The sequence below is a fragment of the Sphingobium sp. YBL2 genome (assembly GCF_000943805.1).
Classification (GTDB): Bacteria; Pseudomonadota; Alphaproteobacteria; order Sphingomonadales; family Sphingomonadaceae; genus Sphingobium; species Sphingobium fuliginis.
In genome coordinates this window covers 1,203,825-1,225,156 of record NZ_CP010954.1, presented here as the reverse complement: position 1 = coordinate 1,225,156, position 21,332 = coordinate 1,203,825, and the positions used below count along the sequence as shown (strand labels likewise).

The window sequence follows — 21,332 nt, the reverse complement described above, 5'->3', positions numbered from 1 at the left end:
GCCCGCGCGCGATCTGTTTCAGATGATCCCGTCTTCGGCCAGCCCGTCAAGCGCCGCCGCGTCCAGCCCCAGTTCCTGCGCCAGCACGTCGCGCGTATGTTCCCCCAGCATCGGCGGGGCGCGATAGTCGGTGATCGGCGTTTCCGAGAAGTTCAGCGGGCTGCGGATCACGTCCAGATCGGGCTTCAGCGGATGCGGAGCGCGCACGCGCAGGCCCCGATGCAACGCCTGCGGATAGGCGAACACCTGCTCCAGATCGTTGATCGGCCCGCTGGGGATGCCGGCGGCCCCGAGCTTCTCCAGCCAGTAATCGACGCTGTTCGTCTGGAAGATCGCGTTGAACACCTCGGTGATCTCGTCGCGATTCTTCACCCGCTCGACATTGGTATAGAAGCGCGGATCGTTCTTCAATTCAGGATGGCCGACCGCGTCGCACAGCGCGATATATTGCTTGTCGTTGCCCGACGTGATCATGATCGCGCCGTCGCTGCACGGGAACATGCTGGTCGGCATGCCGCCATTGCCCTGCGTGCCCCGCCGGACCGGCACTTCGCCTGACGTCAGGTAGATTTGCGCATAATGGGACAGCGCCGACACGCCGCAATCGAGCAGGGCGATGTCGATATACTGACCCTCGCCGCCCGCCGCGTCGCGATGATAGAGGGCGGCCAATATGGCATTGGCGACGTTCAGCCCGGTGAACAGGTCGATGATGCTGGGGCCGACCTTCATCGGTCCGGCGCCCGGCTTGCCCTCCGGCACGCCGGTCACGCTCATCAGGCCGCATTCGCCCTGAAACACCGCGTCATAGCCGGGCTTGGTCGCCAGCGGGCCGTCCTGGCCATAGCCGGTGACCGAGCAATAGATGATGCGGGGATTGACGGCCTTCAGGCTTTCATAGTCGAGACCGTAGCGCTTGAGATCGCCGACCTTGTAATTCTCCATCACCACGTCGCAGGACTTGACCAGTTCGCGGACCAGTTCCTGCCCCCTGGCGCTGGCGATGTTGAGCGCGACCGACCGCTTGTTGCGGTTGACCGACATGTAGAAGGCGTTTTCCCGCGTCGGCCTGCCTTCCGCATCGCGCAGATAAGGCTCCCCGAAGATGCGGGCGTCGTCGCCCACGACCGGCCGTTCGATCTTGATCACGTCGGCGCCCATGTCAGCCAGCACCTGCGATCCGAACGGCCCCGCCAGCACGCGGGTCAGGTCAAGCACGCGGATCTTTTCAAGGGGCAGTCTGGCCATGGATCACCTTGCTGAAATACCCTTTTCCCATGCCATCGGCAGGCATGATGACAAGATCGGGGCACGCCTGTTCACAACCATGATATGCTCTGCGCGGAAGGCTGTCAGGGGTTCCGCGACCCCCGTCTTTTGGTCGACTATGGTCCACAGCCACGCGGAATGAAAGAAAAGGACGGGAGCCAGATGGGCGACATCTTGCGCGACATGCCGGTAGAGGGCGTCTGCCGACTGACGCTGAACCGGCCCGATGCGCTCAATTCACTGACCTATGCCATGTATGCCGAACTGATCGGCCATCTGGAGGCCGTGCGCTATGATCATGACGTGCGGGTCGTTCTGCTGACGGGCGCGGGGCGCGGCTTCTGCGCGGGTCATGACATTCGCGGCGCGGGCAAGCCCGATTGGGTGGCCGAAGGGTTGGGCAGGGCGCAGTTCCAGCAGCGCGTCATGGCCAAGCTGGGCCAGATTCCGCTGCTGATGCGCGCCCTGCCGCAGCCTGTGATCTGCGCGGTGAACGGCGTGACGGCGGGCGCAGGCTATCCGATCGCAATCGCCGCCGACATGACTATCGCGGCGCGCTCCGCCAAGTTCGTCAACGCCTTCCACAATGCGGGGACGGGCCATGAAATGGGCTTTTCCTACCTGCTGCCGCGCCTGGTCGGATTGCAGCGCGCCGCCGAGCTGGTGTTGACGGGCCGCGCCGTGATGGCCGAGGAAGCCGAACGGATCGGCCTCATCCTGCGCTGCGTCGACGACGATGCGCTGATGGAGGAGGCGCTCAAGCTGGCGGAGGCGGTGATGGTCAACAGCCCGATCGGCATCGCCCTCACCAAAAGCTCGCTCCAGTTCAACGCCGACGCGCCCAGCCTGGAAGCGGCGATCGAAATGGAGAACCGCGCCATCTTCATGAGTCAGTCGACCGCCGACACCGCCGAAAAGCGGGCCGCCTTCATCGAGAAGCGCAAACCCCTGTTCAGGGGGGAATGATGAGCCTGATCGATCCTCTGCTCAGCCCTCTAACTCTGCGTGGCCTGACCCTGCCGAACCGGGTGGTGATGGCGCCAATGACCCGTTACCGCTCGCCGCTGGGCGTGCCGACCGATGACGTGGCGAGCTATTATGGCCGCCGCGCCGCAACGGGCCTGGGCGCGATCCTGACCGAGGGAGTTGCGTTGCCCCATTATGCGGCGGCCGATCATCCGGACATACCGCGCATCGACGGGGTCGAGGCCCTGGCCGGCTGGCGCAAGCTGGTCGATGTCGTGCATGATGCGGGCGGGCGGATCATTCCCCAGCTCTGGCATCAGGGGCCGATGTGGAATGTCGAATATGCCGGCACCGGCACCGGCAATCCGATGCGGCCGTCGGGCATCTGGGGTCCGCCGGACGGCATCATCTCCTTCCGCGAGGAGGGACGGGTGGAGAGCTTGGCGCCTGTGCCGCCGATGAGCGAAAGCGATATTGCCGACATCATCGCCGCCTACCGCCAGGCGGCGCGCAATGCGGTGGCGCTGGGCGTGGACGGCATCGCCATCCATGGCGCGCATGGCTATCTGATCGACAGCTTCCTGTGGGACTATACCAACCGGCGCGAAGACCGATGGGGCGAACGCGCCGCCTTCGGCGTGGCGGTGGTGAAGGCGATCCGGGCGGAGATTGGCGAGGATATGCCGATCGTGCTGCGCTTTTCCCAATTCAAGATGCAGGATTACCGCGCCATGCTGGCGGATACGCCGGATGGCCTTGGCGCGTTGCTCGGGCCGCTGGCCGATGCGGGGGTCGACCTGTTCGATGCCAGCCAGCGCTATTTCGACACGCCGATTTTCGACGGATCGCCGCTCAATCTGGCGGGCTGGGCGAAGAAGCTGACCGGCAAGGCGTCCATGACCGTGGGCGGCGTCGCGCTGGACAAGGCCAAGGGCAAGGCCAGGCATATCGACGACAGCCAGCAGTCGGTGAACAATCTGCCGCTGCTGATCGAACGGTTCGAAAAGGGCGAGTTCGATCTGGTCGGTGTCGGCCGGGCGATCCTCAACGACCCGGACTGGTTCGGCAAGGCGAAGCGGGACGAACCCTTCCTGCCATTCGACCCCGCCAATCTGGAGCGGCTGGCATGAACGAACTGGAGGCGCGGATCGACCGGCTGGAATCGCTGGCGGCGATCCAGCAGCTTCCGATCCGTTACGCGATTGCGGTGGACAGCCGGGATATGGACGCCTGGGTCGATCTGTTCATCCCTGATGTCTATTGTGGGGCGCGCGGCAGCGGGCGCGATGTGCTCAAATCCATCATCACGCCCGCGGTCAGGACTTTCTATCGGTCCGTCCACCAGATTTGCGGGCACCGGGTCGAATTTGACGATGCCGATCATGCGCATGGCGTGGTCTATTGCCGCGCCGAGCATGAGGACCAGGGCAAATGGGTGGTCATGGCGATCGCCTATTTCGACAGCTATGAACGGCGGGATGGCGAGTGGTTTTTCGTCCGGCGACGGGAAAAGCACTGGTATTCGGCCGATTGGCAGGAACGACCGGCGGCCCCCTTCACCGGTTGGGCCGGGCATGACAATCCGCCTGATCTTCCCCAGGATTTCGACAGTTGGGCGCGTTTCTGGGCGGACATGGACGGGCAGGACATCGACCGCCTGACCGACCGGCCGGCACATTGACGGATAAACAATCGGCAGGAGATTCAGGATGGGCGACAGGCGGCGTTTCGAGGGGCGATCGGTTTTCATCACCGGCGCCGGATCGGGCATCGGTGAAGCGACGGCGCATGCCTTTGCCGAGGAAGGCGCGAAGGTGGCGATTGCCGAACTGGACCCGGCCAGGGGCGAAGCCGTGCGCGACGCCATCCGGGCCAAGGGCGGCACCGCCCTGTTCGTCGCCACCGACGCCACGGACGAGGCGTCGGTGAAGGCCGCGATCGCCGCCGCCAACGAGGCGCATGGTCCTATCGCCCACGCCTTCAACAATATCGGCATGTCGCGCCCCGGCAGCATCGAGGAGATGAGCCTGGAGGATTGGAACTGGACGATCAGCATTTCGCTGACCAGCACCTTCCTGGCGATGAAATATGAAATCCCGATGATGAAGGCCAATGGTGGCGGCACCATCGTCAATACCGCGTCCATGGCGGCGCGGCTCTACACGCCGTCCGCGCCCTGTTCCTATGCCGCGGCCAAGGCGGGGGTCATCCATCTCAGCCATCATGCGAGCTGCGCCTATGCGGACGACAATATCCGCGTGAACAGCGTGCTTCCGGGGTTGACCGCGACGCCGCAGATCGCATCCATGTTCACCGCCGAGGAGCAGGCGGAGATTGCGGGCGAGAATCAGGTGATCCGCCGCGCGGTCGATCCCCGCGAAATCGCCAATGCGGTGCTCTTCCTGTCGAGCGATGAGGCATCGATGATCACCGGGCGCGGGATCGAAGTGTCGGGCGGACGCAGGCACGGAAGCTGACATCAGCCCGTCGGGCGGCGCCCGGCCGCCCGAGGAAATGACGATATGGAGAAGGAGAGTGCCGGATGAGGACGCGAAGGACTTTGCACTGTCACGCCGGGGCCTTCTGGGCGCCGCGCTCTGCACAACGGTCGGCGGCCTGCTGCCGGCATCCGCATCGGGCGCGGCCATGAACAGCAGCGCCGCGCCTGCCGCCGCGCTCAGGGACTGGAGCGCCTATGCCGACCTGTTGAAACCGGCAGGGGCGCTCAACGCCATGACCGGCTTTCCCGAGGATGGCCAGATCCGCGCCGAGCTTTATCGCCAACTGGTGATGAACATCGCGCAATCCTATGTCTGGTATTTCCAGTCCACGCCTGAACATCCCGACTGGATGCCGTTCGAAAACAGCATCTTCCTGCTGCAACCCAATCCTGACGCCATTTATCATATCGCGCCGGTCAGCGGCGACGGCGTCTACAAGATCAGCGGCTATCGCGGCACCAACAAGGTGATGGGTTTCGCCGTCGGCGGCGGCATGTTCGGCACGCAAGACCCCAAACCCGGCTTCAACAATTATGATGCCGATGGCCTGACGCTGGGCAAGGACGGCTATTTCGAGGTGATATTCAGCGCGGAAAGGCCAAAGGACTGGACTGGCGACTGGCGTTATCTCGATCCTCAGGCGGGCGACATCATGATCCGCCAGTTCGCCTATGACTGGGGCGTCGACGTGGATGCGCGCTTCGCCATCGAACGGCTGGACAAACCGCCGCTGAAACCCCGTCTGACGCAGGAACAGATCGCGGCGCGGCTCGACGCGATCATGGGCGGTTTCGTCGAGCGTTTCTCGCGCATCTGCATCGGCTATCAGAACAAGGTCATCCATGATCTTGGCCTGAACGTCATGGAATTGTCGGGCTTCGAAGATCTGGGAAACAGCGGCGAATGGCCGCAAAAATATTTCCGGTGCATCTATGACTATCAGCCGGGCGAGGCGCTGATCATCGAGACGGAATTGCCGGAGAACTGCAAATATTGGAATGTGCAGCTTAACGACGAACTCTGGAACCAGATAGAGTTCGGCTATCGCCAGAGCAGCCTGAACGCGATGCAGGCGAAGCTGGACCGCGACGGCAAGTTCCGCGCCGTGATCGCGTTGGAAGACCCGGGCGTCGCCAATTGGCTCGACAGCGGCGGTCACAGGCGGGGCATGCTGGTGGGGCGCTGGCATGGCGCGGACAGCTATCCGATGCCGACGATCAGGAAAGTGCCGCTTTCCGAAATCGCCAGCCACCTGCCCGCCGACACGCCGAAGGTGACGCCGGACGAGCGGGAGGCTGCCCTGCGCAAGCGCAATCTGGGGCTCCAGATGCGCAGGCGCTGGTAGGATATTCTTCCGGCATCCCCGGCGCAGGGGGATGCCGGGGCCTATCGCATGTTTCAGTGCAGGCCGTCTTCCGCAGCGGCGACCATGCGCGACCAGTCATTGAGGCGCTGCCACAATATGGCGCGGGTGGAAGCGAAATTGTGCATGTGCGCCATGCGCGGCACGATGAAGAGGGAGACGTCGCGGGAAGTGGAATAGGCCGACGGCTCGCGATAAGGCTCGGGGCAGGTATCCCGCTCGCCATCCCCGACCAGCACCGGCACCGCGACACGCGCCGCATCTTCCGCGAAGACGCCGGGCAGCATCATCCGCACCGCGCAATGCGGGATGGTGAGGCTGCCGAATATCGGAGCGGTCTGCCGGATCGGGTATCCGCCCTTCATATCCTCTTCCAATATGTCGGCGGGCACATCTTCCCAGTGGAAGGGGTAGACATAATCGACCCCCTCATGGTCGTGGTCCAGATGGCTTGTGACTTCCCCACTCGCCACCTTGTCGAAGCGGCGCATGCCATGTTCGAAAGCGGCCTTGTCGCGCTGGGGCAAGGCGGTGTGGATCGCGCTGACGCCGAAAGGCGCAATCGCGTCGAAGGTGGCGAAGCGGCCCTGCGTCAATATGCTGACACCGCCGCCCATGGACTGCCCCATGCCCACCAGAAAGAGCGACGGCAAGCCGGGAAAACCCTCCGCCGCCGTGCCGTCGCGCAGGGAAGCGGCAACCTGCCGTACGCAGGCGTCATGGGTCGCCGCCATCGTCTGGAAATCGATGCTGGAGAGGTCCGGGATGCTGCTTTCCCCGACGCCCACATGGTCAATGGCGACATGGATCAGGCCGTGCCGCGCTTGCCATTCCGCCTCGTCATAGCCTTCATGACCCTCGAAGCGCATCATGAAATAATGGCGCGAATATCCGCCGCCCGGACAGGCGAAGATCGCGACGGGCCGGTCCGGCATCGCGGACGGATCGGGCAATGTCAGCGTGACGGCCATTTCGATCCCGTCTCCCAATTTTGGGGCGGCCGTAGTGACATCAATGCGCTTATGCACTCTCAGCATATGCTTCTCTCCCTGCAAATATCCCCTGGCCGGGCAGGCGGATCGTTTCGTTTATTGGATCGCGCCGGTTCAGCCCATGTCCATCATGGCGATCCAGCGCCTCTCAGCATTGGCGCGCTCGACCGCCTCGACCACCCGATGCACGGCTGCCGCCTCGGTGAAGCTGGGCGATCCTTCCGTCCCGTTGCGGATGGCATCGACCATATGCCGGAACATCCAGTCCATCGCGGCGAAGGGACGAGGCTCCGCCGTGGCGCCCGCGACGCCGGGAACGGCATAATAGTCGTCCACCGTCACCTCTTCGCAGGTGCGCTGGCCATAGGTCAACAACCGCGCATCGCCGGCATAGAGCTTTGCCGAGGGGAAATTGCCGAAGCTGTCGTCGACCAGCAGCAGCCGGCCCCTGTCGCCCCAGACCTCCACCCGCCAGCCTTCGGTGTCGGGCACGCACCAGCCCGCCTGCAGGCTGCCGATGGCGCCATTCTCCATGCGCAGCACCGCGCTGCCCAGATCGTGCGTCTCCGGCCGGAGCACTTCGCCATTGGGCAGGAACCATTCGGGCACGCCGGTCGTCAACATGCCGGTCGCCTCCGCCACCGGGCCGATCAGATGCGTCAGGAACAGCAGCGAATGGGTGGCGAAATTCCGCCACGCGCTGCCGCCGCTGCTCTTTTCCGCCAGCCAATAATAGGGGTCGGTATGTTCCGAATAGGCGCAATAGGCATAGGCCTTGTCGTTGGCGACGATCAGCGGCAGCATGAGCTGGACATTGAAGCCCAGCGGGCGGCCGATGAAGCCTTCATCGATCATGCGCTTCATCTTCTGCGCATGCGGCGACCAGCGGAATTGCGCGTCCACGACGCCGACGACGCCAGCGGCCCGCTGCGCGTCGCGCATCGCTTCGGCATCGGAAAGGCTGACCGCGAAGGGCAGGGCGTCATAGACATGCTTGCCGTTCTTCAGCGCCGCCATGACCATAGGAAAACGGAAGGATGGCCGTGTGCCGACATCGATGATGTGCAGGTCCGGATCGGCCGACATCTCCTCATGGTTCCAATAGGCTTTGGGAATGTCATATTCCCGCGCCGCCCTTTCCGCCGTTTCCTGGCGAGAGGTGCAGATGGCGGCGACTTCCACGCCCTCGATCCGCCGCCAGGCCGCGCCGTGGACCTTGAGGCTCCAGTTGGCGCTGATGATCCCCACCTTGAGCGTATCCGCCATTGCCTTGCCCCTTCGCCTTGATTTAATTGAACCTATGTGTCCAATTAAAAAGCAGCCCGCGCAAGCGGGAAGGGGATCAGGAATATGATGATTGGGCACCAGGCCCGACGGCGGCGGGGGCGTCCCACGGCGGACGAGACCCAGGCGCGCGAGCAGGCCGTCATGGAGGTCGCTGCGGCACTGTTCGAACAGCATGGCTTTGCCGGCGTAACGATGGCGGAGGTGGCGCGCCGCGCCCGCATCAGCAAGACGACGCTCTACGCCCGCTACCCCGACAAGCCGACGTTGTTCCGTGCGATATGCAGCTATGCCTGCCGCGTCCCGGCCTATCGTTTCGCGGCGGTCGCGACAGAGGGGCGTGAGCCGGACGATGTGCTGGCCGATTTTGCCGTCGCGATTGCCGAAGCGACCGCCGACCCTGCCGCCGACCGCTTCCTTCGCCTGGTCATTTTCGAAGCGCCTCGATTTCCCGAACTGGCGGAGCAGATATTGCTCGAGAGCCGCGACGTGGCCGCGCCGCTCGTCGTCTGGCTGGAGGGGCTGGCGCGGGAGGGGCGACTTGCCAGCCATGATCCGGCTTTGCTGGCGCGGCAATTCGGCGCGCTCGTGACCGGCGGCCATGACGGTCTGCTGCAATGCTCCGAACAGGAGACGGGAAAACGGATCGCCTCAGCGGTCGCATTGCTGCGGCCGCTGTTCCGCCATGAAAAAGACCGGCACGGATAGGACCGTGCCGGTCTTCAGGAGGCCCGCGCGCCCCTTATCCGCGCGGACACGCCCTATCAGGCGACTTCATGCTGCCTCACCTGCGCGGCTGCCGGAGCGCCACGGACGCCGCGCACCAGCCGGCCCGGAAGCGCGTCGGTCGCTTCGCCATTGCGGTAGGTCACGGCGCCGCTGACGAGGGTCGCGACATAGCCCTTCGACTTTTGCGACAGGCGCTTGCCGCCCGCCGGCAGGTCCGCGATCACCTGCGGCCGGTGCAGGATCATGTTGGGGATGTCGAGGACATTGATGTCCGCCTTATAACCCACGCCCAGCACGCCGCGATCGCACAGGCCCACGGAGTTTGCGGGCTGGCTGGTCAACGCCTTGATCGCGGTCGGCAGGTCCAGACCGTCCCGGCCCAGCCGCCCGGTCAGCAGATAGGTGGTATAGGCCGCGTCGCAGATCATGCCGTAATGCGCCCCGCCATCGCCCAGCGCGACGATCATATTGTCCTGCCCGATGAGGTCGCGGCTCTGGGCGAGATATTCAGGCACGTCGGACGAATAGGAACAGAGGATCGCCCGGCCGTCATCCTCCAGCAGCGCGTCGTAGATCATTTCGCGCGGATCGACGCCGCGACGCGCCGCTTCCGCCTGGATGCTGTCCTCGGCCGCGAAATTGTAATCGGCCGGATCGCTGATGCGGAACAGCGCTTTGATCGACTTGATCAGCCCGACGAAGGCGGGGTTCGGATCGTCCGGCTCCTCCGCGATCAGGCGCGCGCGCAGTTCCGGATCGCGCATCTGCGCCACCTTTTCCTCCAGCGGCAGTTGGGCGAGCGGGCGGAAGCTGGGGTTGAGCGAGAAGGGGTGGTAGCTGAGCTCCAGCCCGTACATGACGCCCATCGGACGCGGCATGAACTGGCAACGGATGGTCAGGCCATCAGCCGCCGCCTGGCGCACGCCTTCGACATAGCGGCCCCAATTGTCCGGCCGCGTCGGCATGGCGATCAGGCTGAATGTCACGGGAACGCCCGCCTGCTGGGCGATGGTGCGGAAAATCTTCAGTTCCACCTCGGCATCATTGTCGAGATTGGGGTTGCACTGGAACGTGCCAGCGCCCGCATCCTTCAGGCCCTCGGCCAGGGCCAATACCTCGTCCAGTTCCGTCGTGACCGAAGGCGCGAGTTCGCCGGAACGGAAACGGTGGAACAGATTGCGCGAACTGGCGACGCCCAGCGCACCGGCCTTCACTGCCTCGCTGACGCAGCGGCGCATTTCGACCAGATCCTCCAGCGTTGGAGGCTCCAGATTGGCGCCACGCTCACCCATGACGAAGACGCGCAAGGGGCTGTGGGGGATTTGCGCGGCGAAATCGACGTCGGACACGCGCTGGTCCAGCGCGTCGAGATAGTCGGGGAAGCTGTTCCAGTTGAACGGCACGCCTTCGGCCATGACGACTTCGGGAATATCCTCGACCCCCTCCATCAGCTTGATCATCAATTGATGATCGCCGTCCCGCACCGGCGCGAAGCCGACGCCGCAATTGCCCATGACGACGGTGGTGACGCCGTGATTGGACGAAGGAGCCATGCGGTTTTCCCAGGTGATCTGGCCGTCATAATGGGTGTGGACATCGACGAAGCCGGGCGTCACCGTCAGGCCGCGCGCATCGATTTCCTCCGGAGCCGAAGCCTCGATCCTGCCGATTTCAGCGATCACGCCGTCCTTCACGCCGACATCCGCGACATAGGGCTGGGCGCCGGTGCCGTCCACGATCGTGCCACCGCGGATCACCACGTCGAATTGACTGCTCATGCCTCTCCTTTCAGAATCGCCACGCAATGGAGTCGCGTAGATAAATAGTATGTGCTATTTATAGCATCGATGAAGACAGGACAATGGCCTAGTGACGCATGCATGATATTTCCGATCGCCCCCAGGACGTTGCCGTTCCTCGTCGCCGCGCCCGGCGGTCGACGGCGGAAATTCGGGCGCTCATTCTCGACGCTGCCCGCGCGGTCTTCGCGGAGCGGGGCTTTGCCGGCGCGACGACGCGCCATATCGCTGCCCGCGCGGAGGTGGCGGAGCCTTTGATCTTCAACAATTTCGGCAGCAAGGAGGCTTTGTTCACCGAAGCGGTGACCGAGCCGTTCAATGCCCGTTTCCGCGAATTCCTGGACTACAGCGACACGCTGCCGCCCGACCGTGAGGAACGCAGCATGCGCTTCGTCCAGGCGCTGTATCCCTTTCTGCGCGACCATGCCGATCTGTTGCTGGCGATGGTCAAGTCCAGGGGGGACGTGGATGCGGCGGCCATTCATGGTCTGGACGACTATTTCACGCGCGCCGTCGCCCGCATGCGATCGCAATATGAGCAGGCGGGGCTGGAATTCGACGTGCCGCCGGAACTGATGGTCCGCTATGGATTCGGCATGCTGGCCGGATCGGTCCTGCTGGGCGACTGGTTCTTTCCCGAGGGCGGACCGGACCCGGACGTCGAGGAAAGCGTTCTGGCGCGCATGCTTTTCAAGGCGAGCGAACCCAAACAGCTTTGAGTTACGGCGCCGCCATTCATCACATGGCCGAAATTCCATCGCCCGGCTTGGCGGCCGGCCGGGCTGCCGCCATGGTCGGCGCCTGATGGAGGCGCGGATGGCGATCGATTTCAACGGGCAAGTGGCTGTGGTGACGGGTGCGGGCGGCGCGCTTGGTTCGGCCTTCTGCCGGGAACTGGCGCGCAGAGGTGCGGCTGTGGTCGCCAATGACCTGGGTGGAGATCCGACGGGGCAGGGCGGATCGACCGGCTATGCCGATGCCGTCGTGGAAGAACTCAGGAATCTGGGCGCCCGCGCCATCGCCAATTACGACACGGTGGCGACCGAGACGGGAGGACAGGCCGTCGTCGATGCCGCGATGGCCGCCTTCGGCCGGGTCGACATCGTCATCTCCAATGCCGGCAATCAGCGGAACGGAGCTTTCGGCGCACTGACCGGGGAGGACATCGAATCCGTGCTGGCCGTTCATGTGAAGGGCGCGTTCAACATATGCCAGCCCGCCTATCGCGCCATGATGGAGCAGGGCTATGGCCGGATCGTGCTGGTCAGTTCGCAATCGGGCGTATTCGGCAACCCCTATCGCGCCAATTATGGGGCTGCCAAGACGGCGCTGATCGGCCTGATGAACGTCATCGCGCAGGAGGCTCCCGCAGGGATCGTCGTCAATACGCTCTTCCCCAATGCGCAGGGCGGGCGGCTGGGCGGCACCCCTGTCGAGCAGCGCCCGGACATCGCTTTCCTCAAGGCCGCAGGCGCCCGGACCCGTCATTTCATCGAAGGGATGAAGCCGGAATTCGTCGCCGCCCTGGCCTGCTATATGGCCAGCCGGGACTGCACCTCCTCCCAGCATATGTATTCGGTGCTGGGCGGCAAATATTCGCGGCTGTTCGTCGGCCTGACGCGGGGCTGGTACAGCCCCGGCCCGGACGCGCCGAGCTGCGACGACATCGCGGCCCATATCAGCGAGATCGACGACCGCTCGGAATATGACCTGCCGTTGAGCGGTCTGGACGAGATGGATACGGTCCTGTCGGTGCGGCGCGCTCTGGGACTCGATGCATGATCGCGGCGGATGGGCCGTTCCATGACGATAGACCCCTGCCGACGCGGGATGCTATTTCCGACATCCTCGATGTCACGCAAACGGGACCGGACCGGTTCACCGGATCGGCCGGAGCGCACAATCACATCGGGTCGGTGTTCGGCGGGCGATTGCTGGCCCAGGCCTTGCTGGCAGGGATGAAGACGGTGGAAGCGCTGCCCGCAAGCTCTTTCCACGCCTATTTCCTGGCCGCCGGGCGCACGGATCGGCGGCTCGACTATCAGGTTGCGCGCCTGCGCGACAGCCGTCGCTTCGCGAACCGTCAGATCACCGCCTGTCAGGATGGGCGGGCGATCTTCACGATGATGGCCGAATTCCATGCGCCAGAGGAGGGATTCGTCCATCAGAACGCAGCGATGCCTGTCGTGCCGCCGCCCGAGCGGGTCGCGCCGATCCAGCATTTCGTGCGCGAACGGGCGGCGGAGTTGGAACAGGCGGTGACGCACAACTTCGCCGCCGCCCTGGCGATAGAGATGCGCCCGATCGCGCCGGAAGACTATTTCCTCGCACGGCCGACCGAAGCGGCGCGATCATTCTGGTTCCGCCAGTCCGGCGCCGCCACTGTGGAGGACAGCCGGTTGCAGCAGTGTCTGCTCGCCTTCGCCAGCGATTACTGGCTGGGCGGCGCCGCGGCGATTCCGCATTTCCTGCCCACCAACAGCGGCGAATTCCTGACCACCAGCATGGATCATGCGATGTGGTTCCACCGCCCTGCCCGCTGCGAGGCATGGATGCTGCATCATACGTCCAGCCCGTCGGCAGGTGATGGCCTGGGCCTCACGACGGGGCGGATTTTCGACCGCGATGGCCGTCTGATCGCGTCGACCGCCCAGGAATGCCTGATGCGCCGCCTCCGGACTTGAGGCGAGCTTAGAGCCAATCGACATTCAGCCCTGACGGCCTGCGAATGACGCTTTTCCGTGCTTCCGGTGCTCACGTACTTTGAGTACGCTGCGCGCCGGGTCACGGAAAACCACCATTTTCGGCTCGTCATCTTCTGAATGTCGATGGCTCTAGTCCGGTTGGCCGCCCTTCGGATAACGCCCCATCATCAGGTAGAACAAGGCGGCGAGAAAGAAGCTGCTTGAACAAGCCAGCAGGGCAATGTCGTAACTGCCGAAACGATCATAGGCCATGCCGATCAGGCTGGCGCCTACCGCGACGCCAAGCGCGATGCCCAGCGTCGACAGGCTGTAGATGGTGGCATAGCTGCGCAGCCCGAAATAGCGCGCGATCATGAAGGCGACGATATCGATCTCCGCCCCCTGGCCAAGGCCGATCATCAGCACCGCGCCATAGAAAAGCGCGGGCGGTACATCGTGCTGGAGCAGCAGCAGGCAACCGACCGCAGGCGCGAAATTCAGGATGAAGGCAATTGCGGGCGCCCAGAAGCGATCGACCAGGACACCGCTGAGCAATGCGCCCATGGCGGCAGCCGCGCCCATCATCGATACCGCGCCCACGGCGGCGACGGCATCGAGCCCCTTTTCCACGCCAAGCGGCTTCATCTGGGAGAGCAACGCCACCACCGGCACATAGTTGAGAACGGACGCCGCGATGAGGATGCGGACCTTGCCATTGGCCAGCAGCGACAGCGCGCTGTCAGCACGGGGCAGCGCGGTGCGTCCGGACCGCAGCTCCGCAGTGCGTGAGGGCACCCAGAACCAGATGAGAGGCAGCGCGATCAACAGGATGAAGGCGGCAAGCAGCAGATAGCCGCCCGACGATCCGAAGCGCAGGATCATCGGATATAGCGCCATCGGCATCAACGCACCCGCGACCGCCAGCCCCGACCGGCCTATGGCGAGCGCGGTCCCCCGCGTCCGCTCGAACGCGCCGCTCAGGATGCGCGTGACGGTGATGCCGGTCGTCGCCATGCCGACGAGCGCAAAGCCGATATGCACCGCGTAGAAATAGCCGAGCGATCCGCCCATGGAAGCGAGCAGCCCATAACCGATGGCGGTCAGCAGCAGGCCCGCCGACAATATCGGTCTGACGCCGTGACGATCCGTCATCCGGCCGATGACCGGCGCGATGAAAGCGATGATCAGGCCGAAGCTGTGGACGAAGGCGATGTCCCCGCGCGACCAGCCGAACTGCTGCTGCAAGGGTTCCACGAACAGGCTGGAAACCGCAGAATAGAGGGAATAGCCCAGCGATCCTGCGAACAGCGCCGCAACGCCGGGACGCCAGGCGCGCCTCCATTCTTGCGCGATCAGATGCAATTGGGATGTACCGGCGGCGTCAGGGGGCGGGTGCGGGCTCATGCCCCATTCCTGCGCGAAAGCGGGCGATGGGAACAGCCGCATCCCATTTCTACGCATATGTGTAGAGACCATGGCCATGGCTTGCCAGCGGGTCGACGGCGGCGGCACCGTCATGGCCATGTTGGGGAGAGGATGATGGCCGAGGATATTGTCGTCGAACGGCTGACGGACGGCCAGGGAATCGCGCTCGTAACGCTCAATCGGCCCGCGCGCATGAACGCCCTGCTTCGGGAGACGGTCGCCCGCTTCAACGGGCTGATGGACGAACTGGCGGCCGACGCCGCCTGCCGGGCCGTCATCGTCACCGGCGCGGGGCGAGGCTTCTGTTCAGGGCAGGATCTCGCGGCGACCAACCAGCGTAACCAGACGGGCAGCAGCGGCGTCATCGAGAAACTTCACTGGCAACAACAGTTCGCCGGCATGGGCGGACGCATCCGGTCCATGCCGAAACTGGTGATCGCGGCGGTCAATGGCCCGGCTGTGGGTGCGGGCATGGCGATCGCGCTCAGCGCCGATGTACGGATCGCGACCCCCGCAGCGAAATTTCTGGTGGCGGCGGTGCGGATCGGGCTGACCGGCGGCGAAAGCGGCATCTCCTATCTGCTGCCGCGCATGATCGGCGCGGCGCGAGCCTTCGACATATTGCTGACCGGCCGCGCGATCGAGGCGGAGGAAGCCGAGCGCATCGGCCTTGTGCGATCGCTGTCCGATCCGCGGTCGTTGATCGACGACGCCATCGCCTATGCGCGCTCCGTTCTGGCAAACAGCCCCTATTCGGTCGCCCATACCAAGGCGCTGATGTGGGCCAATCTGGATGCCAACAGCTATGAAGCCGCGATCCAGGCAGAAAACCGGGCGCAGATACTGGGCACGATGACCGAGGATTATAGCGAGGCGACCGCCGCTTTCATGGAAAAGCGGCCGCCGCATTTTTCGGGACGATAGGCCAAAGGCGCCCCGTCACGGCCCGAAGGCGGTGACAAGGCGCTTCCCTGATTGTCAATCCACGATCCGCTTGACGGCCCGGTTGCGGTCGAGCGTGGGATCGAGATAGCGGCCCACCGCATAGTCGCCCATGATCGTGGTGCGTCGGGCGCTGCGTGGGACGTTCAACGGCACGCCCTCCGCATGGTGAATCATCCGCCAATTATCCCACACCAGCATGTCGTTCTTCTGCCAGTCGTGGAAATAGGCATGTCGCTCGTCGGTCAGATGCGCCGCCAGTTCGGCGAGCAGCGAATCGCTTTCGGCCCGATCCATGCCCAGAATATACTGCGCCTGCAGCGGTGAAATCTTCAGCGCCTTGCGCCCGGTCTCCCGCTGGGTGATGACCATCGGGTGGACGACGGGCGGGAAATCATATTTCGTTCCGCCAGAAGGCGTGTCGCGCGCCAAGGCACGGAGATCGGCCGGGACGCCATATTTGCACTGCATGAAGTCCGTCACGAAATGATAGACGACCTCCATGCCGTCGATCTTCTCCTTCATTCCGGGCGACAGCCGCTCATAGGCTTCGATCGCATCGATGAACCCGGTTCGGCCAAGCTGCGTCGCCGGCTTCTCCATGCGGAGCACCGCGCCGCGCACGATCGTCGGCATGAAGCTCTGGTCCCAATGCCACGGGATATAGCCCGCCCGGTCATGCCCGCCGAAATGATAATCGGTCTGGAAGCGGGGCTTGTCGTCCGCCGGGTCATATTTCAGCGTCATCATGAACTGGTTATTGGGATCGTTCATATCGGCGGTCGCAGCCGGCTCCATCTCCCCGAACAGACGGCTCAGCCGCATCTGCGCTTCGTCATCGGCATCGGGATCGCGGAACAGCAGCAGTCCGGCCTCGATCCATATGTCGCGGATTGCGTTTGCCATGTTGTCGTCCAGCGGGCGCGACAGATCGACGCCGATGATCTCCGCACCGAAACCGGGGCTGAGCGCGCGGACCTTGAGCCCGGCCCTTTCCTGAACCTCGTCTTCTTTCAGCATCATTCTCTCCTCGCGCATGCGGCCGGGCCATAACGGCGGACCAGTGCGCTCATGTTAAACCTTACCCATTGCCCCTATAATCGGGCAATTTTCGAAAAAACTATTCAATATCATTGAACAATGATCTTGAATGGACTTTCGACAACTCATCAGAAGTCTGATGACATCGCCCGGAACCCGCCCATAACGGCGCCTATTGCTTCGGCCATGCTATAAGGGCGAGCAAGACGGGGGTGGCGGACGGCAGCCCCGTGTCGGACGAGATCCCCAAGAAGGAATGGAAAAGGATGAATAGTTTCACCGCGACCCCGTGGCCCAAGGACCGCGTCATGCCGGCCCGATCGTGGGAGAGGCCCGCCGGCATGCGCGTCATTTCCAGCGACGATCATCTGATCGAGGAACCGGGGCTGTGGGAAAACCGGCTGAAGGGCGCGGACAAAGATCGCGCGCCTAAATATTGGAAGGACGAGACGGGCTTCCATCTCGAAGTCGACGGGCAGAATTATGACGTCCCCGGCCTGCCGCCGACCTTCCCCGAAGGGCGCGAGGGCTTTTGGGATGTCGACAAGCGCCTGGCGGACATGGACGCGGAGGGCATTGACGCCGCCATCATCTATCATGGCCGCCTCAACAGCCTGATCCGCATGCCGGACAAGGAATTCTGGTATCGCTGCGTCGATGTCTGCAATGAATGGGCCGCGGAATGGAAGGAAGCGGCGCCCGACCGGCTGTTCCCCGTCGCGCTGCTGCCCACCTTCCTGTGGCCGGAACGAACGAAGGATTATCTCCAGAAGCTGAAGCAGCTCGGCTACAAGGCGATCGACATTCCCGTCAGTCCCAAGGGCGTGCGCTACAACAGCAAGGATATGGACCCGTTCTGGGAAGCGATCCAGGAAAGCGGCTTTCCCGTCTCCTTCCATATCGGCGCCTATCTCCAATATAGCGGCCGGGGCTCATTGGGCGCGAACCTGAACGCCAATCTGATGCCCTTCACCGGGCTGTTCGGACAGCTGGTTTTCTCCGGCCTGTTCGACCGTTTCCCCGGCCTGCGCGTCGTCTTCACCGAAGGCGGCGCGAGCTGGGTGCCCGGCACGCTGGAAAATGCCGACAAGGTCGCACGCGACTATGCGACCGAATTGCGGCCCAAGCTGGCGCAGAAGCCGAGCTGGTACTGGCATAACCACTGCTACACCACCTTCATGGAAGACGATGTCGCGATGGAGAATATCACGCGCATCGGGGATGGCCGGGTGATGTGGTCGACCGACTATCCGCATCCGGAAGGCGTGATGGGCAGCAGCGACGCCATCATGAAGCGCATCTTCGATACGGTGGGCGAGCCCGCCGCGCGCAAGGTGCTGGGCGAAACGGCGGCCCAACTCTGGGGCATCTGATCGGATAAGGGGTAAGGGAAGGGGAGCGGACCTGAGGTTCGCTCCCCTTTCTTTCAGCCGGGCGTCGCGCTGCTCCACGCCATGGCGCCCATGGCCTTGCGCTTTTGCAGCGCTTCCGTCTCGATCGCCAGCGCGTCGGCCAGCGTGCCTTCCGTTCCGCGATCGATCACGCTCTTGGACATGCGGATCAGGCCGGGATCGTGCGCGGCGATCGCCCCGGCGATCTCGATGGCTCTGGGCAGCAATTGCTCAGCCGGCAGAAGCTCATTGGCCAGGCCCACGCGCAAGGCCGTGGCGGCATCGACCGGCTGGCAACTCAATATCATCTGGCGGGCGAAGCGCGCGCCCACGGCGTGGGGCAGGCGCGACCCCATGCCGCTGCCGGACAATGCGCCGATCTTCGCATGCGTATCGGCAAACCGGGCATTCTCGCTGGCCAGAATGAAGTCGCAACCCAGCGCCAGCTCAAGCCCGCCAGTATAGGCCGCACCGCCGACCGCGGCGATCATGGGCTTGCCCAGGCGCGGTACGCGCTGGATCAGCGCCGTCACGCTCTGGCGCGGCGCATCAGGAGCAGAGAAGGTCTTAAGGTCCAGCCCGGCGCAGAAGGCCGGCGGCGCGCCCGTCAACACGCCCACCCGCCAGCGGTCGTCCTGCACGAAAGCATCGAATGCCGCGTTCATGGCGTCAAGCAGCGCGGGATCGATCGCATTGCGTTGCGCCGGCCGGTTCATCGTCAGCAACATTATGCCTTCGCCGGCTTCCTCGGCCAGCAGCACGCCATTCGGTTCCAGCGTCATATCTGGCTCTCGAAAAATGCGATGACGTCGCGGGCGAACGCCTGGGGTTCCTCCATCGCGGCGAAATGCCCGCCCGCGTCCATCTTCGTCATGCGGACCACATGATATTGCCGCTCGGCCAGGGCGCGGCTGGGCATGGGATAGAATTCGCCGGGAAAATGGGCGAGCGCGGTGGGCACTGTCACCGGCCCGGCCGCCAGCGCGTCGCCGTTCAGGCCGTAATACATCCAGATCGACGACATCACATTGTCGGTGACCAGATAGGACATGAGGTTCGTGATCAGATGGTCCTTGCTGAACCGGCTCTCTATATTGCCCTTGGTGTCGCCCCAGCGCCAGAATTTCTCGACCACCCAGGCCGCCCAGCCGACTGGATTGTCATGCAGCGCCAAGCCGATGGTCTGCGGTTTGGTGGCCTGTTCGTGATGATAGCCGCTTTCCGCCTCCATCACCGTGCGGACCTGCGCCCAATAGTCGAGCAGTTCCGCATCGGCATCGGCATGCGGCGGCGGCGCCATGAAGAAATTGAGATGGATCGCCGCCACGACATCGGCGTGGCTGATGCCCAACTGCGTCGTCACCGCCGATCCCCAGTCGCCCCCCTGCGCGAAGAAGCGCGGATAGCCCAGCACGTTCACCATCAAGGCGCGCCACAAGGCGGCGACGCGGGCGGGACCGATCGGCCGCGGCGGCCGGCCCGACCAGCCATAGCCGGGCAGCGACGGCACGACGACGGAAAAGCCCGCCTCCACCAGCAGCGGGATCGCCTCCTGGAACTCCACCACCGATCCCGGCCATCCATGCGTCAGCAGGATCGGCGGCCTGTGCGTGTCACTGTCCCGCACATGATAGAAATGAATGGGGATGCCGTCGATCTCGACCATGAACTGCGGCCAGCGGTTGAGCTTCTCCTCCTCCGCGCGCCAGTCATATGCCGAACGCCAATAATTGACCAGCTCGGCCAGATAGCGCGCATCCATGCCATATTTCCACTGGTCGGGATCGTCGGGCATATAGCCGATGCGACTGTCCGCCAGCCGGTGCCGGATATGATCGAGCACAGACTGCGGCACGTCGATGCGGAAGGGGGTGGGGGTCAAAGGGCCTCTCCTCAATGATCGGCCGATTCATAATGCTTCCATCCCCTGGCCGAATATCCATGGGCGGATGCATCACAGTCATGATCGGACTCCCGGGCAGTCATGACGGGAGAACGGGCCGGTGGTACGATGGCGTATCCTTGATGACAACGAAAGATGGAGGGGGAGCCAGTGGGCATCGTCATACGCTATCCACGTATCGATTTTTCAAAGGTGCGCGCGCATTGGGCACCCAATATCGCCTTCGCCCAGTTTCAGAACGCGACCTCGATCATTCCCGCCCCGGTCGAACCCTGGCTGATCAAGGTGCTGAACATCGCGATGGAGCGCCTGCCCGCCGGTTCGGAGCAACTGCGCGAGGACATGGCCGCCTTCATCGGCCAGGAATCGCAGCATTACCGCCAGCATCAGAAGTTCAACAAGGTGATCGCGGCGCAAGGCTATCCCCGGCTGGCCGAGTTCGAGAAGAAGCTGGCCGACGATCTGGACGCTTTCCTGAAGAACCGCTCGCTCAAATTCATGCTCGCCTATGCCGACGGCTTCGAATCGCTGGGCGCGGTGCAGGGCGGCATCTGGTTCGAGCGGATGGATGCGCTGATCGAAGGCGCCGACCCCAATGCCGTGGCATTCTGGAAATGGCATATGGCCGAAGAGTTCGAACATCGGGAGGTCTGCTTCCAGATCTATCACCGGATTTACAGCCGCGGCCTGTGGGGCAGGATCTGGAACGGCTATTTCTACCGTGTCTATGGCTGCCTCTATGCCATGGTTCATTTGCGGGGTTTCATGGACCGCATGTTTTCCTACCTGATCGAACAGGACAAGAAAAGCATGACGCCTGCCGAACAAGCCGCGCTTGATCGCGACATCAAGGCGCTCAACAATTTCCAGCTCAGGGTATTTTTCCCACAACTGCTCAAGAACTTGCTGCCCTGGTACGATCCGGGGAAAAAGCCAACCCCGCCCGGGCTGTTCGATTTTCTCCGCCAGTTCGAAAAATCGGGACCGGCGGAGGCCTGAGCTGACGGTTCGCCAGAAATGACGGGGCGCGCGGCGCTGACGCC

Annotated in this window: 20 protein-coding genes; 12 read left to right on the top strand and 8 right to left on the bottom strand. The window is 63.8% G+C overall.

Annotation, left to right across the window (positions count from 1 at the left end):
• Positions 1-18 precede the first annotated feature (18 nt).
• Entirely contained in the window at positions 19-1,248 is a 1,230-nt protein-coding gene (locus TZ53_RS05775; RefSeq protein WP_025548378.1) for a CaiB/BaiF CoA transferase family protein, read from the bottom strand.
• A gap of 183 nt (positions 1,249-1,431) precedes the next feature.
• On the opposite strand from TZ53_RS05775, the gene TZ53_RS05770 reads away from it, so the two are divergent.
• The 5 genes from TZ53_RS05770 to TZ53_RS05750 are packed head-to-tail and all read left to right on the top strand — an operon-like array spanning position 1,432 to position 6,081.
• A complete protein-coding gene (locus TZ53_RS05770; RefSeq protein WP_025548377.1) occupies positions 1,432-2,235 on the top strand; it encodes an enoyl-CoA hydratase/isomerase family protein in 804 nt (267 codons plus the stop codon).
• Positions 2,235-3,365 (top strand): NADH:flavin oxidoreductase, encoded by a 1,131-nt coding sequence (locus TZ53_RS05765; RefSeq protein WP_025548375.1) that lies wholly within the window; start codon positions 2,235-2,237, stop codon positions 3,363-3,365. Before TZ53_RS05770 ends, TZ53_RS05765 begins: the two co-directional genes overlap by 1 nt.
• The gene (locus tag TZ53_RS05760; RefSeq protein ID WP_025548373.1) at positions 3,362-3,916 is read left to right on the top strand and encodes a nuclear transport factor 2 family protein; all 555 of its coding nucleotides are present in this window, start codon (positions 3,362-3,364) and stop codon (positions 3,914-3,916) included. The genes TZ53_RS05765 and TZ53_RS05760 overlap by 4 nt, the downstream gene beginning before the upstream one ends.
• 28 nt (positions 3,917-3,944) lie before the next feature.
• Positions 3,945-4,712, top strand: coding sequence for an SDR family NAD(P)-dependent oxidoreductase (locus TZ53_RS05755; RefSeq protein WP_044660677.1), 768 nt, complete (start codon positions 3,945-3,947; stop codon positions 4,710-4,712).
• A gap of 58 nt (positions 4,713-4,770) precedes the next feature.
• Positions 4,771-6,081, top strand: a complete 1,311-nt coding sequence (locus TZ53_RS05750; protein ID WP_229742576.1) for a DUF1214 domain-containing protein — start codon at positions 4,771-4,773, stop codon at positions 6,079-6,081.
• Positions 6,082-6,134: 53 nt separating this feature from the next.
• On the opposite strand, the gene TZ53_RS05745 is transcribed toward TZ53_RS05750, so the two are convergent.
• Both TZ53_RS05745 and TZ53_RS05740 read right to left on the bottom strand, forming a co-directional pair.
• Entirely contained in the window at positions 6,135-7,136 is a 1,002-nt protein-coding gene (locus tag TZ53_RS05745) for a hypothetical protein (protein ID WP_025552041.1), read from the bottom strand.
• A 69-nt stretch (positions 7,137-7,205) separates the two neighbouring features.
• Complete coding sequence (locus TZ53_RS05740) at positions 7,206-8,357, bottom strand: Gfo/Idh/MocA family protein (protein WP_025552039.1); 1,152 nt, start codon at positions 8,355-8,357, stop codon at positions 7,206-7,208.
• A gap of 84 nt (positions 8,358-8,441) precedes the next feature.
• Between TZ53_RS05740 and TZ53_RS05735 the strand changes: the two genes are divergently transcribed.
• Positions 8,442-9,083, top strand: coding sequence for a TetR/AcrR family transcriptional regulator (locus TZ53_RS05735; RefSeq protein ID WP_025552037.1), 642 nt, complete (start codon positions 8,442-8,444; stop codon positions 9,081-9,083).
• Between the two features lie 56 nt (positions 9,084-9,139).
• On the opposite strand, the gene TZ53_RS05730 is transcribed toward TZ53_RS05735, so the two are convergent.
• Entirely contained in the window at positions 9,140-10,882 is a 1,743-nt protein-coding gene (locus TZ53_RS05730) for an N-acyl-D-amino-acid deacylase family protein (protein WP_044660676.1), read from the bottom strand.
• A gap of 98 nt (positions 10,883-10,980) precedes the next feature.
• On the opposite strand from TZ53_RS05730, the gene TZ53_RS25575 reads away from it, so the two are divergent.
• The 3 genes from TZ53_RS25575 (at position 10,981) to TZ53_RS05715 (ending at position 13,587) form a co-directional block, all read left to right on the top strand.
• Positions 10,981-11,622: a TetR/AcrR family transcriptional regulator gene (locus TZ53_RS25575; RefSeq protein ID WP_025552035.1), complete on the top strand. Its 642-nt coding sequence runs from the start codon at positions 10,981-10,983 to the stop codon at positions 11,620-11,622.
• Between the two features lie 97 nt (positions 11,623-11,719).
• Positions 11,720-12,685 (top strand): SDR family NAD(P)-dependent oxidoreductase, encoded by a 966-nt coding sequence (locus tag TZ53_RS05720; protein WP_025552033.1) that lies wholly within the window; start codon positions 11,720-11,722, stop codon positions 12,683-12,685.
• Positions 12,682-13,587, top strand: a complete 906-nt coding sequence (locus TZ53_RS05715) for an acyl-CoA thioesterase (protein WP_044660675.1) — start codon at positions 12,682-12,684, stop codon at positions 13,585-13,587. The genes TZ53_RS05720 and TZ53_RS05715 overlap by 4 nt, the downstream gene beginning before the upstream one ends.
• Before the next feature lie 150 nt (positions 13,588-13,737).
• Here TZ53_RS05715 and TZ53_RS05710 read toward each other — a convergent pair whose 3' ends face one another.
• Entirely contained in the window at positions 13,738-15,033 is a 1,296-nt protein-coding gene (locus TZ53_RS05710) for an MFS transporter (RefSeq protein WP_238320120.1), read from the bottom strand.
• 90 nt (positions 15,034-15,123) lie between these two features.
• Here TZ53_RS05710 and TZ53_RS05705 point away from each other — a divergent pair, with 90 nt between their 5' ends.
• The gene (locus tag TZ53_RS05705) at positions 15,124-15,936 is read left to right on the top strand and encodes an enoyl-CoA hydratase/isomerase family protein (protein ID WP_052628106.1); all 813 of its coding nucleotides are present in this window, start codon (positions 15,124-15,126) and stop codon (positions 15,934-15,936) included.
• A gap of 54 nt (positions 15,937-15,990) precedes the next feature.
• Here the strand turns inward: TZ53_RS05705 and TZ53_RS05700 are convergent, their stop codons facing one another.
• Positions 15,991-16,977: a TauD/TfdA dioxygenase family protein gene (locus TZ53_RS05700; RefSeq protein ID WP_226870230.1), complete on the bottom strand. Its 987-nt coding sequence runs from the start codon at positions 16,975-16,977 to the stop codon at positions 15,991-15,993.
• Between the two features lie 284 nt (positions 16,978-17,261).
• On the opposite strand from TZ53_RS05700, the gene TZ53_RS05695 reads away from it, so the two are divergent.
• Positions 17,262-18,368, top strand: coding sequence for an amidohydrolase family protein (locus tag TZ53_RS05695; protein ID WP_025551331.1), 1,107 nt, complete (start codon positions 17,262-17,264; stop codon positions 18,366-18,368).
• Positions 18,369-18,421: 53 nt separating this feature from the next.
• On the opposite strand, the gene TZ53_RS05690 is transcribed toward TZ53_RS05695, so the two are convergent.
• Both TZ53_RS05690 and TZ53_RS05685 read right to left on the bottom strand, forming a co-directional pair.
• Positions 18,422-19,168, bottom strand: coding sequence for an enoyl-CoA hydratase-related protein (locus TZ53_RS05690; RefSeq protein ID WP_025551333.1), 747 nt, complete (start codon positions 19,166-19,168; stop codon positions 18,422-18,424).
• The gene (locus TZ53_RS05685; RefSeq protein WP_044660674.1) at positions 19,165-20,268 is read right to left on the bottom strand and encodes an epoxide hydrolase family protein; all 1,104 of its coding nucleotides are present in this window, start codon (positions 20,266-20,268) and stop codon (positions 19,165-19,167) included. The genes TZ53_RS05690 and TZ53_RS05685 overlap by 4 nt, the downstream gene beginning before the upstream one ends.
• A 171-nt stretch (positions 20,269-20,439) precedes the next feature.
• Here TZ53_RS05685 and TZ53_RS05680 point away from each other — a divergent pair, with 171 nt between their 5' ends.
• Positions 20,440-21,288, top strand: a complete 849-nt coding sequence (locus tag TZ53_RS05680; RefSeq protein ID WP_025551337.1) for a metal-dependent hydrolase — start codon at positions 20,440-20,442, stop codon at positions 21,286-21,288.
• Positions 21,289-21,332 lie beyond the last annotated feature (44 nt).